Here is a 17,328-nt window from a genome sequence, read left to right on the forward strand (position 1 = left end):
AAAAATGAAAGTAAAAATTAAAAAAGAGGCTGGGACTTTTTCCCAGCCTCTCAATTGTCTTTGGATTGTCGCGCAAGACGCAGTGGTTGAGTGGGCTCTACTACGCTGATTTCATCAGCTTTTACAGCCCTACTCAACTGTGCGGAGGTGGGACGACGAAATCGAATTCTACCGAATTAACGATTTCTGTCCCACTCTCTAAAAAATCAATCGTCACTACCGAAAATACGGAGCAAGCTAAGGAATACGTTGATAAAATCTAAGTAAAGACTGAGCGCCAAAGAAACTGCCCAACCTGTTGCAACCTGACCACCTGACTCCTCATAAACATAGCGAATCTTTTGGTTGTCCCAAGCAATCAAGCCTGCAAAAACGAAAACCATGATAATGCTGATGATATAGTCAAAAAGGCTACTGTTTAAAAAGATATTGACAATCATAGCTAGTATGAGGCCCACTAAAGCTGCCAACAAGGCACGTCCCATACCGCTCAAGTCCTTCTTAACCACAACTCCGATAAGAGCCATCACAAAGAAAAGAGCTGCACTAGATACAAAGGCTGTCAAAACAGTACCTGGGGTATAGAGCGAGACAACGAAACTCAGTGTAAAACCGTTTAAAACGGAATAAAGCAAGAAAATTGGCAAGGCTGCTGGACTGTTTTTTAAAGCCATACTACTCGCTACATAGACCAGAGCAACTTCTACAAAGCCCGCAACTATTAGCCATACACGAGCATTCATCATAATTTGAACGAGCAAATCCTGGAAAGTTGTCAACATGAGTCCTGAGACAAGGGCTGATAAGCCAATTCCCAAACCTACAAAAGCATAGACTTTTGCATAGAATTGATTCAAACCAGAACGTTCTTGAATAATTGTTTGATTCATATCTTTTTTCTCCTTATGAAATCTTTTTACTGATTATAACAAAAATAAAATGATTTAACTCAAATAAAACATGAGTATACCCGCTGCAATGGCAACATTGAGACTTTCCGCCTGGCCCTTCATGCTGATGTGGACCAGTTGGTCCGCCTGGTCTGTCATGAATGGACTAATGCCTTGACCTTCATTTCCCATGACTAAGGCAAAATCCTCTAGGCAAGCCAGTTCACGATAATCTTTAGAGTTTTGTGATAAGGTGGTTGCCAGAATTGGTAAACCGCTCTTTTTAGCTTGTTCCACAAACCCTTCGACAGACATACGATAAATCGGCAAATGGAAATGACTGCCTTGCATGGAGCGAAGCGTTTTGAGGCTATAGATATCTGCTGACTTGCTGGAAACGATGACTCCAGAAAAACCTGCTGCATCTGCCGTCCGAATCATGGTCCCCACATTTCCAGGATCCTGCACATCTTCTAAAAAGAGATACTTTCCTTGGCTCAAATCTGGTAACTGCTCCTCTTCCTTTTGAACAATGGCAACAATACCCTGAGGAGTTTGCGAATCTGCTAAATCGAGCAAGATTTCTTCTGTCACAAGGACAGTCTGAGGATAATCTACTAATTTTTCACCATACTCTGCGAGAGCAAAAATTTTCTCAATCTTTGCACCTGCCTGAATAGCTTCTTCAAACAGATGCCATCCCTCAATCAAGTAAGAGGTTTTCCGATATTTTTTTTGATGCAATTTCTTGGCATTTTTTACCACAGAATTGGCTTTAGAGGTTATAATAGTCATAGAAATATTATAACACAATCAAGGAGGTTTGGTATGCAAAAGGTTAAAATGATTGCCCAAGGTCGCGTCCAAGGAGTGGGCTTCCGCTGGGGTGTCTATAGTCTGGCTCTAGAACTAGGTGGCATTACGGGTCGTGTCTGGAATAACGATGACGGAACCGTTGGAATCCTGGCCCAAGCAGACTCTTCTGCCATCATGGCTAAGTTTATCCAAGAGATCCGAAAAGGCCCTACCCCATTCTCTAAAGTAACCTATCTTGATGTTCAATTGAGTAACTTTCCATCTTATTCAGACTTCAAAGTCGCAAATTAGGTCTCTAGAACTATTGTATATTTTCCAAAAAAACAGTAGAATAGAAAGGTATAATTTTTAAAGAAGGAATAAAAACAGTGAAATCAATTAAACGAATCGCTCTCTCAGTCATGGGAGTGGCTATGCTATTAGTCTTGACAGGTTGTGTCCAGGTTGATAAAGCAACAGGTAAGCCAATTGGTCCCGTTTGGGATTTCTTGGGTGCTCCGATGGGAGAAGCTATCAAATACTTCGCTAATGACCAAGGCCTCGGTTTCGGTGTTGGAATCATCATTGTAACCATTATCGTCCGCTTGATTATCCTCCCACTTGGTATCTACCAATCATGGAAAGCAACGCTTCACTCTGAGAAGATGAATGCTCTCAAGCATGTTCTTGAACCACATCAGACTCGTCTGAAAGAAGCAACGACTCAAGAAGAAAAATTAGAAGCTCAACAAGCTCTCTTTGCTGCTCAAAAAGAGCACGGCATCAGCATGTTTGGCGGCGTGGGATGTTTCCCTATCCTCATTCAAATGCCTTTCTTCTCTGCTATCTACTTTGCTGCCCAACATACTGAAGGAGTTGCCCAAGCAAGCTACCTAGGAATTCCTCTAGGCTCACCTAGTATGATTTTGGTTGCCTTTGCTGGTATCCTTTACTATCTTCAATCACTCCTTTCTTTACATGGAGTTGAGGATGAAACTCAAAGAGAACAAATCAAGAAGATGCTCTATATGAGCCCTCTCATGATTGTCGTGTTCTCTGTCTTCTCACCAGCCAGCGTTACACTTTACTGGGTTGTCGGTGGTTTTATGATGATTCTTCAACAATTTATCATCAACTACATCGTTCGTCCAAAACTTCGTAAAAAAGTACGCGAAGAATTTGCTAAGAACCCACCAAAAGCAAACAAAACTTCAGGCGCTCGTAAAGATGTAACCCCTGAACCAGCAACAGCTATCACAACTTCTAACAAGAAGAAAAATAAAAAACGCAATTCTGGAAAACAACATTCTAGATAAAAATTAAAAGGCTTAGCTTAAATGCTGAGCCTTTTCTATAGTCGAAAAGAGGCCGAGAAAAAACCCCGACCTCTTCTTTCATTTTATCCATGTACACGTTTCATATAATCTTGATAGCTTTCTGTATCCATTAGTTCCTTAGCATTCTTGACGCGATCTGCTGTTGGAGGTTTAACTCCTTCAAGGGAATATGGAATCCCAAGTTCACGCCATTTGAACTCACCCATGGTGTGGTAAGGCAAGATTTCAAACTTATCAACATTTTTGAGAGTTTTTACAAACTTACCAAGTTCAATCAAATCTTCATCTCTGTCTGTCAATCCAGGTACAAGAACGTGACGAATCCAAACAGGTTTACCGATTTCTGACAAGTACTGGGCACAAGCCAAGATGTTTTTATTGGTTTGACTGGTTACAATCTTGTGTTGTGCTTCGTTGATTTCCTTGATATCAAGGAGAACCAAGTCTGTCACGGCCATTAACTTGTTGAACTTTTCTAGATAGCGTGGTTTGTTACGGAATGGAAGGGCACAAGTATCCAAGGTACAGTGGATACCTTTTTCTTTTGCCTTAGTAAAGAGAGCAATCAAGAAATCAATCTGCAAGAGGGCTTCTCCTCCGCTGACTGTGATACCTCCCTTGTCTCCCCAGAAACCACGATAACGAAGCGCTTCTTCTAGAACATCATCTACTGTTCGTACACGAGATTTATTGGTTTCCATAGCCCAAGTATCAGGGTTATGGCAGTATTGGCAACGCATCTGACAGCCTTGCAAAAAGACAATAAAACGAATTCCAGGGCCATCTACCGCCCCAAAACTCTCTGTCGAATGCACCATTCCTGTCACTTGTCCATAGTCAATTATTTCCTCAGACATATCGTTACCTTCCTTGAAAACGTTTTATAGTCTTTATTATACCATGACTGAAAAGAAAAACCACAGATTTTGCCTATTTTTTAGAAAACAATCTGTTTTTCACTTTCAACTTTCATGATTTTCAAAATATTTATTAATCCTTGTCAAAGTCAAACCCATAGAGAGTCGCAAAATAGTCCTCTGGTCGCTCTGCTCTACGGATTAGTCGAGCACCACCGTCCTCTGTATAGAGAATCTCTGCCGAACGAAGTTTAGCATTGTACTGGTATCCCATAGAGAAGCCATGGGCACCTGTATCATGAATGACTAACAAATCACCAATTTCTGTTTGAGGTAGTTCACGATTAACTGCAAACTTATCGTTGTTTTCACAAAGAGAGCCAACAACATCAACTACTTCAGTCTGACCATCAGGATGCATCATATTAGTAATGTGGTGGTAAGCACCGTACATAGCTGGTCTCATCAGGTTAACAGCTGACGCATCTACTCCTAGATAAGTACGGTAGGTTTTCTTTTTATGAGTTACTTTTGTGACTAAAATTCCATGAGGTGCCAACATAAAGCGTCCTAGTTCTGTAAAGATCTTAACTTGACTAAGACCTGCTGGTGTCAAAACCTCTTCATAAACCTGACGAACTCCCTCACCAATCAAAGCGATGTCATTAGGCTCTTGATCTGGGCGATAGTTAACTCCGATACCTCCAGAAAGGTTGATAAAGTCCAGTGAAATACCTAACTTTTCCTTGATTTCTACTGCCAATTCAAAAAGCTGACGTGCTAATTCTGGATAGTAGAGATGGGTCACTGTATTGGAAGCTAGGAAGGAATGAATCCCAAAGGTTTTAGCTCCCTTTTCCTTCAAGATGGCAAAGGCTTCAAAAAGCTGTTCCTTAGTCATCCCGAACTTAGCTTCACCAGGATTATCCATAATGTCCGTACCCAGTTCAAATACGCCACCAGGATTGTAACGGCAAGAGATGATTTCTGGGATGCCTGCTGCACGTTCCAAATGCTCGATATCTTCAAAGGCATCTAAATTAATCGTCGCACCTAATTCACGAGCATAGGCATATTCTCTATCTGGAGTATTATTAGATGAGAACATCATATCGGAACCTGCAAATCCTAGTTTATGACTCATTAAGAGTTCGACATAACTAGAACAATCCACTCCACATCCTTCTTCTTGCAAAATCTTCAAGATAGCTGGTGTTGGGGTTGCTTTAACTGCGAAGTATTCTTTAAAGCCCTTATTCCAAGAAAAGGCTTTGTTTACTGCGCGTGCTTTCTCACGAATCCCTTTTTCATCGTAAAGATGGAACGGGGTTGGAAACTCCTCAACAATCTTTTCTAAGGCATCACGTTTAATAAATGGTGTTTTCATAGGACTCCTTCATATTCATTATCAAAGAAAGGCTGGGACGAAAGTTCCAACCTTTGTATTTCAAGTCAATTCTTATTTTTCTGTATCGAAGATATTTCCAACTTCAACAGCAATTTGTTGGTTCTTCACATCAATATTTGTGACTCTCAAGAGTGACTTGTAGTCGAACTGTTGTTCACGGTCTTCCTGTGCATTATCAGCAAAGACAGCTACACCAGCCAACTCTGAATCAAACTCAGACAAGAGGCTAATCATCCCGTTAATGGTTCCTCCACCCTTCAAGAAGTCATCGACGATCAAGACACGACTTCCTGCTTTGAGGCTACGTTTTGAAAGGAACATCTTTTCGATACGGTCACTAGAACCTGAAACATAGTTGACACTAACAGTTGAACCTTCAGTGATTTTCAAGTCGCGACGGACAATGACAAATGGAACATTGAGAACATTTGCCACTGCATTTGCGAGCGGAACCCCTTTGGTCGCAACAGTCATAACGGCATCAATCTTCTGATCCATAAAGCTCTTAGCAATAATGCGACCGATATTTTTCAAAATAGCTGGAGTGCTCAATAGGTCAGATAAATAAATGTAGCCACCCGGAAGAATACGGTCACTCTCTGAAAGTTTATCACGAAGCTCTTCGATAATCGCTTTAGACTCAAGGGTAGAGATCGATGGTGTAAAAATAACACCACCACCAGCACCTGTCACCGTTTGAATATGACCGATTTCAATTTCTTCGAAAGCACGTTTAATGATGACGATATCTTCAGAAATAGACGATTTGGCAGATTCATACTTTTCCGCAAAGGTGTTGAGACTGGTTAATTTGTATGGATTGTTAATCAAGTAATTGGAAATGACAACCATCCGATCACTTCTTCTTAATTTCATTATATTTTTACCATTCTTTTTTATTTAGTCTTTTTCTCATTATATCACACTAAAGCAAAAAAACGAACTTTATTGCCTAAATAAAGTTCATTTTTTTAGTTTCTAGTCTAATTTTGGCTTGTAGAAGGAACGATTGTCCATAGCAAATACTTTATTGGTCATTTCTCCCTTATCAACAAGGGCCAGAGCTGTTGTCATCATCATCATGCTGGCATCCAAATTATCAATCATATGAATAATTTCTGCTTCCATCACTCGAGGACGAACTGGACTACCATACTCAAGGAGACCATGATGACTGAGAATGACATGGCGAAGAAGTACAACCTCTTCTCTGGTATCATCAATGCCAAGTTCCATTACCGCTTTGGTAATCTCGCTATCAATCAAAGCGATATGACCGATAAGGTTTCCTCTTACTGTGTACTCTGTCTGGTCAGGACCTGTCAACTCAATAACCTTGGCAAGGTCGTGCAACATAATTCCCGCATAGAGCAAGCTCTTATTGAGCTGAGGATAAATATCTGCAATTGCTTCTGCCAAACGAACCATAGTGGCAGTATGATAAGCAAGACCTGTTTCAAAAGCATGATGGTTGGTCTTAGCAGCTGGATAAGAGTAGAATTCCTTGTCATACTTGGTGTAGAGATTCCGAACAATTCGCTGCCAAATTGGATTTTCAATTTTAAAAATCATCTGCGCCATATACTCACGAATCTCTTTGGCATCTACTGGAGATTTAACCTTGAAGTCAGCTGGGTCATTTGGTTCGCCAGGTTGTGGTAAGCGAAGGGTGATTTGATTAACCTGAGGCGTATTGTTGTACACTTCACGACGACCTTGCATATGGACTACTTTCCCTGCTGTAAAGGTTTCAACATTGTGGGGTTGAGCATCCCAGAGCTTCCCTTCGATTTCTCCACTATCATCTTGGAAGGTGAAGGCTAGGTAGTTTTTCCCAGCACGTGTCTGTCTCAGGTCAGCTGACTTGATCAGGTAAAAGCCTTCAAAAAGCTCATCTTTCTTCATGTGACTAATCTTCATATTCTTCCTCATCTTCTTGGAATTGTAGCAAATCAAGCGCAGGCTCACCTTCTGATAACTCAATGTGACGAAGCGTTCGCTCGATAGCTGTAGTACGACGGTTTAATAAATCATCAATATTGCCAGAGGCATGTTGGAGATGTTTTTGTGCCTTGACCAGAATACCTCCAAACTTGCCAAATTCTGTTTTGACACTAGCTAGGGTTTTACTGATATGGTCAGCACTCTTTTGGATATTGAGAGTCTTGAAGCCAACTGATAAGGAGTTAAGAAGAGCCGACAAGGTACTTGGACCTGCAACAATAATCTGTTCCTCCCGTCTCAAATCATCAAAGAAAATCGGATTGCGAACGATTTCCGAATAGAGACCTTCTGTCGGAACAAATAAGACTCCAAAATTAGTTGTCCGAGGTGGCGCCAGGTACTTACTCTTGATATCCTTGGCAAAACGCTTGACACTTGCTAAGAGAGACTTACGGCAGCGTTCGATTTCATCCTTATCACCTGCTGCATAGGCTTCTTCCAGACGGTAATAATCCGCCAGGGGAAACTTAGAATCAATCGGTAGATAAACATATTCCTGGTCACCTTGCCCAGGTAACTTGATGGCGTATTCCACACGTTCACTAGAGTTTTCAACCGTTGCAAATTCTCGTTCATACTGGGCAGGTGTCATGATGTCTTCAATAATCTGCCCCAGTTGTAATTCACCTAGAATTCCTCGGGTCTTGGTTCCAGAAAGGACTTTATTAAGCGCACCGACATCTCGCGCAACCGTCTGCATTTCACCCAGACCTCGATTGACAGATTCCAGTTGTTTAGAAACCGTCTCGAAGGATGCTTGCAAGCGAGTTTGCAAGGTCTTTTCTAACTTTTCCTCGACTGTTTGGCGCATCTGTTCCAAGCGTTGCTCATTTGATTCCTGCAAGGCTTGGAGACGTTGGTCGGTCTTATCTCTGGTTTGGAGGAGGTTCTCATTCATTTCCTGCCGAACCTGAGTCAGACCCTGATGCAATTCGATACGCACTTCCTGCAAGCGATCACTGACAGCCACTTCAAGATTTTTTTGATCAATCTGACTAGCTTGTCGAGCTTGTTCAAAGCGATAATCCAGCTGGTCTGAGAGATTATCTGCCTGATCTTCTAAACTCTTGGTCAAATATTGCTCCTGCTTGTCCTGCCTTTGCCAAATCAGAAAAAGCCCGGCTAGGTTAGCAATTAATAACAGTAGTAATACAATCTCCATCCTACCTCCTGTCCTTGCTATGCAAGACAACCACATAGCCATCTGGGCAAGTCACTGACACTTCCCTATCTATATATTCGTTAGAAGCGTAAACTTTCTTAAAGAAAAAATTCTCCTCTGTCAGTTCATACTTGGCACCGAGTATTGTCAAACGACTATCCCTCACAGGCATAAAGGCCAAATAATCATAGTCCGAACGTGGTTCTAGCTGACTGGTCCCTTCTGGGCAATAGCTAATCAAATTTTGCCCATCCTCAATCTCTATTTGACGCATATAGGGCGCCAATTTAAGATTGCTGGGTAGAAAGACATTAGCTAACATATGGTCAATGCGACCACCTAGGGCACCAAAAATAGTGACCTGAGCTTGAGGACTTTTTTCAAAAATCGTTAAAAGCGCTAGTTCCAGATCCGTATCATCTTTTTCTGGCTGGGCTTGGACAAAGCGCTGGGCATTCGCCTGAATCAACTGACGTTCTTCTACAGTCACAGAATCAAAATCCCCAACTGCAAGAGCAAGAGGAAGTTTTTCCTCTAGTACCCAAAGCGAGCCTCGATCCACACCGACAAAGCAGTCAAAATTTGTCCGATAGTGACCGCGGTCTCCGCCTGCAAAAACTGCAACTTTAGTCCAGTTGTTTTCTGAGAGCTTGCACTCGTTCATTGACATCTCCCTTAAAAACATAGGATCCTGCTACAAAAACTGTTGCACCAGCTTCTTTGGCTTGAGCAATAGTTTTATCATCAATCCCACCATCCACTTCAATTTCAAAATTCAAGCCTTTTTCCTCACGAAGGGAAACCAATTCACGTATCTTATCCATGGTTTCAGGCAGAAATGCTTGTCCGCCGAAACCTGGGTTAACGGTCATGACTAATACTTGGTCAACCAAATGAAGCACATGCTTAATCGCTTCAACAGGCGTACCAGGATTGATGACTACCGAAGGTTTAACACCGAGAGAACGAATTTTTTGAAGAGCGCCATGGATATGAGGTGTTGCCTCAACATGGATGCTGATAATATCCGCTCCCGCACGCGCAAAGTCCTCTAGATGATGTTCAGGATTAGAGACCATCAAATGGCAGTCAAAGACCATCTTGCTATGAGGACGAAGGCTTTCAACCACACCTGCACCAAAGCTGATCTGAGGTACAAAGTGACCATCCATGATATCGATATGGGCGTATTCTGCCCCAGTTGCTTCTAGGCGTTTAATTTCACGTTCAAAGTTGGCATAATCCGCTGCCAGAATTGACGGAGCAATCTTGTATTGAGACATAGGTTTCTCCTTATTTTGGAATTTTTTTGCTGACTTTTTTATAGGTTTCTCTACGATTTTCAATCTCACTGAGGAATTGTAGGTAGTTGTCAAAACGGAAGGTGGCAATGTTCCCCTCTTCTACTGCTGGTTTCACTGCGCAAGATGGCTCATGGGTATGAGTACATGTACGGAACTTGCAGTCTCGACTGACACTAGCAATTTCTGGAAAGGCTAGATTAAGGTCTTCTGCTGTTGTTACTTCGTAATCTAGCGATGAAAAACCTGGTGTGTCTGCGATTTTCCCACCATTGAGATTGTAAAAACTAACCGCTCGAGTGGTGTGACGACCACGACCCAGACTGTCTGAGATTTCTCCCGTTTCTAGATTGAGATCAGGTGCGATTTTATTGAGCAAAGTTGACTTTCCAACACCTGTCTGCCCCATAAAGACCGTAACCTTGCCTGTCAACAAGGGTAAAAGTTCTTCTTTACTCGTCACAAAATCGTAACCAATAGCACGATATGTTTTCTCGTAGAAATCCAGTTCTCTCCTATCCTCTAGTAAGTCCATTTTGGAAATATAGACAATAGGGTGAATGCCCTTGTGCTCCAAAAGGACCAAGAAGCGATCCAGCAAGTTGCTATTAAAGTCAGGTTCTTTAACAGACATAATGACAACGGCCTGGTCAATATTGACAATGGGTGGGCGAACCAGACTATTTTTTCGTTCATGAATCTTGAGAATATAACCTTCGGAATTTTCCTCCGCAGAAAAATCTACCCAATCTCCAACGTAGGGCGTATGACCTTTTTTACGGAAATTCCCACGCGCGCGTGTTTGATAAACCTGACCATCACTTTCCACATAGTAGAAGCCAGCCAAAGCTTTAATGATTTGTCCTTGCATCTTAGAGTCCTTGTCCTTTAAGCGCATCTGCTAGACTAGCAAATTCTTCTAAGCCAAGAGCTTCACCGCGTACACTTGGGGATAGTCCGGCCTGGTCCAAAGCCCTAGTCAACTTATCCTTAACTTCCTCAGTCTTGCCAAAGTAACCTGTCAAGTTGTTCCACAAGGTCTTACGACGATGGGTGAAACTAGCCTTGGAAACCTTAAAGAAGAAGTTCTCATCTTTTACTGCTACAGCCGGTTCTGGACGACGCACCATTTTCAGGATAGCTGAATCCACATTTGGTGCTGGCACAAAGACCGTACGAGGTACGATAAAGGCAACCTTAGCTGTCATGTAATACTGAACGGCAATCGACAAGCTGCCGTAAGCCTTGGTATTTGGCTTAGCAGAGATACGATCTGCCACTTCTCTTTGCATCATGACCACAAACTCACTAAAAGGAATCCCACTTTCGATCAAGTGCATGAGAATAGGGGTCGTGATGTAATAAGGCAAGTTTGCCACTACCTTGATGGGTAAGTCAGGATTTTTGAAATTTTGGATATGTTGCGCTAGGTCAACTTTTAGAATGTCCTCGTTGACTACGGTCACATTGTCAAAATCCCGCAAGGTATCCGCTAGGATTGGTACCAAGCGGTGGTCAATCTCAAAAGCCATGACTTGAGCTGCACGCTCAGCCAGAAACTCTGTCAAGGCACCAATACCTGGCCCGATTTCGATAACATTAACCTGGTCATCAATCTCAGCCGTATCCACAATTTTTTGAAGGATATTGGTATCCGTCAGGAAATTTTGCCCGAAGGACTTTTTAAAGGTAAAACCGTGACGCTCCAGCACTGCCTTGGTCACGCTATAATCTGCAATTCTCATTTATTCTCTTTTCTATTTATTAGCTAAAAATAATATATAAAACCCACATAATTCCTAGTGCCAACAAAATCCAAAACACTAAAAGAACACGAGGTTTGCTCCCTTTTGAATCAGATCCAGTCGTATCAAGCACTTTCTTATCTTCTTGGGGGTTCGTTTTCTTCAGTTCATCCTGATAGGCAACCGAATCTAGAATATTGTCTTCTGGCAATAATTCTGAAGCATAATAGTCAGGAAAGCCCATAGCAAGACCAATTAAGTTCTTTTCAGTCAAAGAAAAATCTAAATCTTTGGGTTGATTTTCCCGAATAGCCCGTATATTTTTTAACAGTTTATCAGAAACAACAGACACTTGGTCCATAAAAACAACATCTAAAAGATCAAATCCGAGCACATCACCATCTTTTACGTTTGCAAGAATATAACGAACAAAGGCATCATATAGTTGCACGGATTGTGGGGCATTCTCTTCTAAAAAAGATCGGTTTTTGAGGGCATTCTGCTGGAATTTTTCAATAGAAAGCAAGATATCTACATTCTGCTCTTGGTAAAATCTTTCTGCTTGCTCTTCATCTTCTTCCAGTTTTTCTGCCGTTTCCCAGAGAGCAATCGGAGCTTTTAAATCTTCTTCATCCCAAAACAATTGCCAAAAATAAGGTATCGTGTAGATGCCTTCTGTTAAAATACGAGCTCCATCTTCGTTTTTTAAGTAAATATAACTTCTATTTGCCATATCATTTCCTTTCACAATCTTTGAAAAAGGTTAGTGGTTCAAGTAGGATGTAGATAAAACTATATAGTTTCCCAATGTAAAGAAACTCTCTAATCTTTAGCTCTGCCTTCTAGTTCCTCACTGAGCTCTTGCATCTCTTTAAAAGCTGTTAGACTAACATAGGCACCCGCTTCATAGTATTCCGTTGGATTAATGGCATAGTCAAAAACTTCAATCATGCCTCCAGCTTCTTCAATCATGCCATTCCACTTTTCATCAAAGACCATTCTCAGACGTTTCCAATCGGTAAAGACTGGGACGGAATTTCGTCCATCTTTTCCCTCTCTAACGGGAATATTAAAGTTTGCATCTTTTTCCAAAACAAAGGAATTCCCTTCTGAATTATCCTCTGGGAATCCTGATGCTGCATCTAATGGAAGCAAGAATTTTGCTTTAGGCATAGCCATAGAGAAGAACTTGTAGTAAAGCCCATAAACTAGTTCTTGCTCTTCTGTAGTCGGTTGATCCATCTGTCCCATCAGGAGCATCCACCTTACCAGGTCAGGATTCATGACAGGCACTTGTATTTCTGGCAAATCAGAAAAATCTGGTTTTTGGACCAAGGCTGAGGCACTGATGCTAACTTCCTTGGAATTAAAGATTGCTCCCAAGGCACCATTTAAGTAAAAGGCTGTTCCAAGGAAATTCTCAATCCCTTTTTTATCTTCCGTATTTTCAATCAGTTTTACGACAGAGTTTGGTCGACTATCAATGGTTTCCTTGAATTGGCGATACCAAGATGGCGTCAAAAGCATAATCATGGGATCCGTACAGAGATACCCCTCTTCTCCCCTGTCATAGGTAGTTGAGAAAAGATAGGGTTCACCTGTTTTTTCTGAAAAAACTGCATAAACTGAATCTGCTGCTAACAACTTATCCTTGACAATTTCTGCTAGACGCTCCAACTTGCGGGTGTTAGCTTGATAGCTTTCTTCACTTTCAGTTTCCTGATTTTGACGGCATTTCCATAAAAAGAGGCGTAAAATCTCTACGCTATCATCAAGGCTAGCTGCCAAATAGTCTTCATTAGTCAATTGACCTTCTTGGATGGCTACAAAAGCACGATAAAGAGCATCTGAATAGCTAGATAATTTTTGCTCTTCCTCGACACCCGAACTAAAGAGCACACTTCCTTTTTTCAGTTTATCAAGAGAAGGAACCCTATCAACCACAAGATGCGCGAGAACTTCATCAGTAAGACTATCTGCATCCTTATTCTGACTGCTGAGTTTTTTAACCTCTACAGTACCAAGACTTTCCATTCCTTGGTCGGGATTGCAAAACTGCAACTGATCTCCAACCTTGAGACTACCTTCTAGACTTCCAACAATCAATAATTGATTCGTTTCCTTCATCGGGAACAAATCTAGAACTCCAATACATGCATTGTTTTTAGATTCTTCTCTTTCTTTCTGTGCTTCACTTATTTCAGTTGCCTCTGCAGTTTCCGTCTTTTTTAAAAAATCAAAGATTCCCATAACTTTTCCTCATTAACTCCACACAAGGCTAATCCCGTGGAGCACTTTTCTAATGCTTGCTATCAAGCCTGATTAAACCGTATATGCTTACTTCTATTGTATCATATTCCCCCTACATTTTGGGGGAGTTTCTCAATCCTCATAAGATTTCATGGCATCTTCAACTTCAGCTAAACTGATGCCAAATAATTCTAAACGCTTGAGAAGTTGTTTCCCATTGGAATAACCAATACGTAGACTCTCTCCTAGATATTCTCTGCGTTTTCGGCTATCTGCGCCTGCTAGAAAACCAAGACGAATCAAGTCACTACGGCTAATGTCAAAGTCGCTTTCTGCTTCAAATTGCTCTGTGACTTGTTCCAGCGCTGTTTTCAGATCTTCATAACTGGCATGTTCGATTCCTAGGGAACGTCCTTTGGTCTTGGACTTCGGCACTGCCTCATCACGTTTGAGAAAGGCGTGTTGAACTGTTGGAACAGCCGTCATAATCATCCGGCGAATGCGTTCCCCATTAAAGTCAGGATCTGTAAAGACAATCACCCCATGACGTTGGTGTAGACGTTGGATTCGTTCAAGATCTTGCTCATTGATAGCGGAGCCACGAGTCTCATAGGTCTCCACATCAAAATAACGTTTGAGATTGGCCGTATCATCACGCCCTTCGACTACGATGACTTGGGAAATTTTCTTTTTCATGATTTACGTTCCAGTCCAAAAATTCGTTCTGCATTTGCACTTGTCGCAGCAGCTAATTCTTCTGTTGTCATGCCACGCAAATCTGCAATAAAGTCCACTACATAGCGCGTGTATGCTGTCTTGTTTTCGCGACCACGTTTGGGAACGGGTGCCAAGTAAGGGGCATCAGTCTCTACCAAAATCTTATCCAAAGGCAATTCTTTGGCCGCCTCTTGAATGTCTGTCGCTTTTTTAAAGGTCACCACTCCAGAAAAGGAAATGGTCATACCTAACTCCACAAACCTTTCAGCCCATTCCAGAGAACCTGAGAAGGAGTGCATGATGCCACCACGGGGACCGACTCCCTCACTTTTGATAATTTCATAGGTATCTTCGAGCGCATCACGAGTGTGAACTACAAAAGGTAAGTCCAATTCCTTTGATAGCTGAATCTGACGACGGAAAACCTTCTCTTGAACTTCTTTAGGCGCTGTCATCCAGTGATAGTCCATTCCAATCTCACCCAAGGCTACCACTTTAGGATGTTTGAGCTTGTCCAACAGGTATTTCTCAACTTCCCTTGTATAGGTCCCTGCTTCTGTCGGATGCCATCCAATAGTCGCATAAAGTTGGTCATATTCTTCCACCAATTCCAAGGCTCGCTCAATGGTCAGTTTATCAAATCCAACAATATTCATCCGAGTTACACCCATTTCAGCTGCTAAGGCTATTTCTTCTGCTTCTCTTCCTGAAAATTCTTCCACATTCAAGTGGGTATGTGTATCAAAAATCATGTATATTCCCTCGTTTTTTCTACCTTCTATTATACCAAAAAACTAGTCTCATTCTTATAGGAAAAAATATTTTGAAATCATTCATTTTTTCTTGACTGCTTATTTTCATAGCAGTATAATAGCTCTTGTTGAAATTTTCGGAAAAGGAAAGAAAATGTTTACAAAATTAAAATATACCTTTATTGGTCGTCCTCTTAAGTCCTTGACTGAAGGCGATGGAGGACTACTTGGAAAAACACAGGCACTTGCAATGCTTTCAAGTGATGCCCTATCTTCTATTGCTTATGGACCTGAGCAGGTCGTTCTTGTCTTGGCTAGTCTATCTCCGCTTGCTATTTGGTGGAGTCTCCCTATCGGCATTTTTGTCCTCTTGCTACTTGCTAGTCTAACCATTTCTTACCGACAAATCATTCACGCCTACCCTCAAGGTGGGGGTGCCTACATGGTAACACGAGAAAATCTTTCTCCTGAGCTCGGTTTGATTGCCGGTGGAAGCTTGCTTGTTGACTATATGCTAACAGTAGCCGTATCCGTGGCCGCAGGAGCTGATGCGATCACAGCAGCACTTCCTGCACTCCATCCCTACAATCTCCATATCTCCATTTTTCTAGTATGTTTGCTCATGCTTTTGAATCTGCGTGGCTTGAAGGAATCTGCCAGTTCTCTGATGATCCCTGTCTATCTCTTTATCTTTAGCACGGTCTTCCTCTTATTGTTTGGTATCTTCCAACTATTGACAGGTTCTCTCAGCTATCATGCAACTTCTGCAATTGGTCAAACTGTCCCAAGTCTCTCAATCGTCCTGATTTTAAGAGCCTTCACCAGCGGTTCAGCTTCACTAACAGGGGTTGAAGCTATCTCAAATGCCGTTCCATTTTTCAAAACTCCCAAAGAGAAGAATGCAGCTCAAACACTGACCATCATGTCTCTGATTCTTGGTTTTCTCTTTGCAGGAATTACCTTCCTAAACTACTGGATGGGCATTACTCCTCAACACGGAGAAACAATCCTTTCACAAATGGCTAAAGGAATTTTAGGGGATTCAACTCTCGGTCAGATTGTTTATTATCTCTTCCAATTCTCAACTGCCCTAATCCTAGCCGTTGCTGCAAATACTGGTTTTTCTGCCTTTCCGATGTTGGCTTACAATATGGCTAAAAACAAGTACATGCCCCATCTCTTTATGGAAAAAGGAGACCGCCTTGGTTATTCAAACGGTATTTTGACCTTAGCCTTTGGCGCTATGATCCTTTTGCTCATTTTCAACGGAAATACAGAACGCTTGATCCCTCTTTATACTATCGGAGTTTTCGTCCCCTTTGCACTTTCTCAAACAGGTATGATTCGCCACTGGAAAAAAGAAAAAGGCTCTCATTTCTTAAAATCTGCCTTTGCTAACATCCTCGGCGCTATCATTTGTTACGCTATCGTTCTTATCCTACTCTTCTTCAGACTTGGAGATATCTGGCCATTCTTCCCAATTATCCTGATCCTAACCTTCCTATTTCTGTCCATCCACAGTCATTACCAAAAAGTGGCCAAACAACTTCGACTTTATGAAGGGATTCAAAAGAAAACCTACGATGGCAATGTCGTCCTTGTCTTAGTAGGAAATGTTACTCGAGTAAGCGTCGGAGCTATTAACTATGCTCAAAGTATTGGAGATGAAGTTTTGGCCATGCACATTTCCACCAAGGAAACTGAGGAAAAAGACCAAGAAATCCTCCAAGAATTTGCCGACTACTTCCCAAATATTACTCTAAAAAACATTAATACTAGCTATCGCGATATCATTACTCCTACAGTCCGCTATGTTCGAAAAATCTCTCAAGAAGCCAAGGAAAAGAACTATACGGTTACAGTTCTAGTTCCCCAGTTTATCCCTAACAAACCTTGGCAAAATATCCTACACAATCAAATGAGCCTCAAATTAAAATATGCTCTCAGATGGCACGAAGATGTCGTCGTTGCCAGCTATTCATATCATTTGAAAGAATAAAGAAAAGGCATTACCAGAACCAACAAGCTCCTGGTAGTGCCTTTTTTCTGAATCTAGTCCCTAAAATTAGACTTATACTCAATGAAAATCAAAGAGCAAACTAGGAAACTA

General features: G+C 41.6%; 18 protein-coding genes. 3 read left to right on the forward strand and 15 right to left on the reverse strand.

What is annotated here, in order from left to right; translation table 11 throughout:
* Positions 1 to 206: 206 nt before the first annotated feature.
* Both GEZ89_RS04625 and GEZ89_RS04630 read right to left on the reverse strand, forming a co-directional pair.
* Positions 207 to 890 carry a Bax inhibitor-1 family protein gene (locus tag GEZ89_RS04625; protein WP_153225128.1) on the reverse strand — a complete coding sequence of 228 codons (684 nt, stop codon included), beginning with the start codon at positions 888 to 890 and terminating at the stop codon, positions 207 to 209.
* A gap of 54 nt (positions 891 to 944) precedes the next feature.
* Complete coding sequence (locus GEZ89_RS04630) at positions 945 to 1,685, reverse strand: TrmH family RNA methyltransferase (RefSeq protein ID WP_153225129.1); 741 nt, start codon at positions 1,683 to 1,685, stop codon at positions 945 to 947.
* Positions 1,686 to 1,718: 33 nt separating this feature from the next.
* Here GEZ89_RS04630 and GEZ89_RS04635 point away from each other — a divergent pair, with 33 nt between their 5' ends.
* Positions 1,719 to 1,997 (forward strand): acylphosphatase, encoded by a 279-nt coding sequence (locus tag GEZ89_RS04635; protein ID WP_153225130.1) that lies wholly within the window; start codon positions 1,719 to 1,721, stop codon positions 1,995 to 1,997.
* Positions 1,998 to 2,074: 77 nt separating this feature from the next.
* Positions 2,075 to 3,001 carry a membrane protein insertase YidC gene (yidC, locus tag GEZ89_RS04640; protein WP_322741482.1) on the forward strand — a complete coding sequence of 309 codons (927 nt, stop codon included), beginning with the start codon at positions 2,075 to 2,077 and terminating at the stop codon, positions 2,999 to 3,001.
* Positions 3,002 to 3,084: 83 nt separating this feature from the next.
* On the opposite strand, the gene pflA is transcribed toward yidC, so the two are convergent.
* From pflA to GEZ89_RS04705, 13 genes are all read right to left on the reverse strand, one after another.
* Complete coding sequence (gene pflA, locus GEZ89_RS04645; protein WP_001287990.1) at positions 3,085 to 3,879, reverse strand: pyruvate formate-lyase-activating protein; 795 nt, start codon at positions 3,877 to 3,879, stop codon at positions 3,085 to 3,087.
* Between the two features lie 133 nt (positions 3,880 to 4,012).
* Positions 4,013 to 5,266, reverse strand: a complete 1,254-nt coding sequence (locus GEZ89_RS04650; protein WP_153225131.1) for a diaminopimelate decarboxylase — start codon at positions 5,264 to 5,266, stop codon at positions 4,013 to 4,015.
* A gap of 72 nt (positions 5,267 to 5,338) precedes the next feature.
* On the reverse strand, positions 5,339 to 6,163 hold the full coding sequence (purR, locus tag GEZ89_RS04655; protein ID WP_045762704.1) for a pur operon repressor: 825 nt from the start codon (positions 6,161 to 6,163) through the stop codon (positions 5,339 to 5,341).
* A gap of 102 nt (positions 6,164 to 6,265) precedes the next feature.
* On the reverse strand, positions 6,266 to 7,207 hold the full coding sequence (locus GEZ89_RS04660; protein WP_075232254.1) for a 3'-5' exoribonuclease YhaM family protein: 942 nt from the start codon (positions 7,205 to 7,207) through the stop codon (positions 6,266 to 6,268).
* The gene (gene rmuC / locus GEZ89_RS04665) at positions 7,197 to 8,453 is read right to left on the reverse strand and encodes a DNA recombination protein RmuC (RefSeq protein ID WP_075232255.1); all 1,257 of its coding nucleotides are present in this window, start codon (positions 8,451 to 8,453) and stop codon (positions 7,197 to 7,199) included. Before rmuC ends, GEZ89_RS04660 begins: the two co-directional genes overlap by 11 nt.
* A 1-nt stretch (position 8,454) precedes the next feature.
* Positions 8,455 to 9,117 (reverse strand): thiamine diphosphokinase, encoded by a 663-nt coding sequence (locus tag GEZ89_RS04670; RefSeq protein WP_153225132.1) that lies wholly within the window; start codon positions 9,115 to 9,117, stop codon positions 8,455 to 8,457.
* Entirely contained in the window at positions 9,080 to 9,736 is a 657-nt protein-coding gene (rpe, locus tag GEZ89_RS04675) for a ribulose-phosphate 3-epimerase (RefSeq protein ID WP_049528300.1), read from the reverse strand. Before rpe ends, GEZ89_RS04670 begins: the two co-directional genes overlap by 38 nt.
* Positions 9,737 to 9,746: 10 nt before the next feature.
* A complete protein-coding gene (rsgA, locus tag GEZ89_RS04680; protein WP_153225152.1) occupies positions 9,747 to 10,625 on the reverse strand; it encodes a ribosome small subunit-dependent GTPase A in 879 nt (292 codons plus the stop codon).
* A 1-nt stretch (position 10,626) separates the two neighbouring features.
* Positions 10,627 to 11,499: a 16S rRNA (adenine(1518)-N(6)/adenine(1519)-N(6))-dimethyltransferase RsmA gene (rsmA, locus tag GEZ89_RS04685; protein ID WP_153225133.1), complete on the reverse strand. Its 873-nt coding sequence runs from the start codon at positions 11,497 to 11,499 to the stop codon at positions 10,627 to 10,629.
* A 19-nt stretch (positions 11,500 to 11,518) separates the two neighbouring features.
* A complete protein-coding gene (locus tag GEZ89_RS04690; RefSeq protein ID WP_153225134.1) occupies positions 11,519 to 12,232 on the reverse strand; it encodes a dimethyladenosine transferase in 714 nt (237 codons plus the stop codon).
* Positions 12,233 to 12,321: 89 nt separating this feature from the next.
* Positions 12,322 to 13,749: an SseB family protein gene (locus tag GEZ89_RS04695; protein ID WP_153225135.1), complete on the reverse strand. Its 1,428-nt coding sequence runs from the start codon at positions 13,747 to 13,749 to the stop codon at positions 12,322 to 12,324.
* A 132-nt stretch (positions 13,750 to 13,881) separates the two neighbouring features.
* A complete protein-coding gene (gene rnmV / locus GEZ89_RS04700) occupies positions 13,882 to 14,445 on the reverse strand; it encodes a ribonuclease M5 (protein ID WP_075232259.1) in 564 nt (187 codons plus the stop codon).
* A complete protein-coding gene (locus GEZ89_RS04705) occupies positions 14,442 to 15,218 on the reverse strand; it encodes a TatD family hydrolase (RefSeq protein WP_153225136.1) in 777 nt (258 codons plus the stop codon). Before GEZ89_RS04705 ends, rnmV begins: the two co-directional genes overlap by 4 nt.
* A gap of 154 nt (positions 15,219 to 15,372) precedes the next feature.
* Between GEZ89_RS04705 and GEZ89_RS04710 the strand changes: the two genes are divergently transcribed.
* Positions 15,373 to 17,217 carry an APC family permease gene (locus tag GEZ89_RS04710; RefSeq protein ID WP_153225137.1) on the forward strand — a complete coding sequence of 615 codons (1,845 nt, stop codon included), beginning with the start codon at positions 15,373 to 15,375 and terminating at the stop codon, positions 17,215 to 17,217.
* Positions 17,218 to 17,328: the final 111 nt, after the last annotated feature.

This window comes from Streptococcus mitis (assembly GCF_009496285.1).
GTDB lineage: Bacteria > Bacillota > Bacilli > Lactobacillales > Streptococcaceae > Streptococcus > Streptococcus mitis_BP.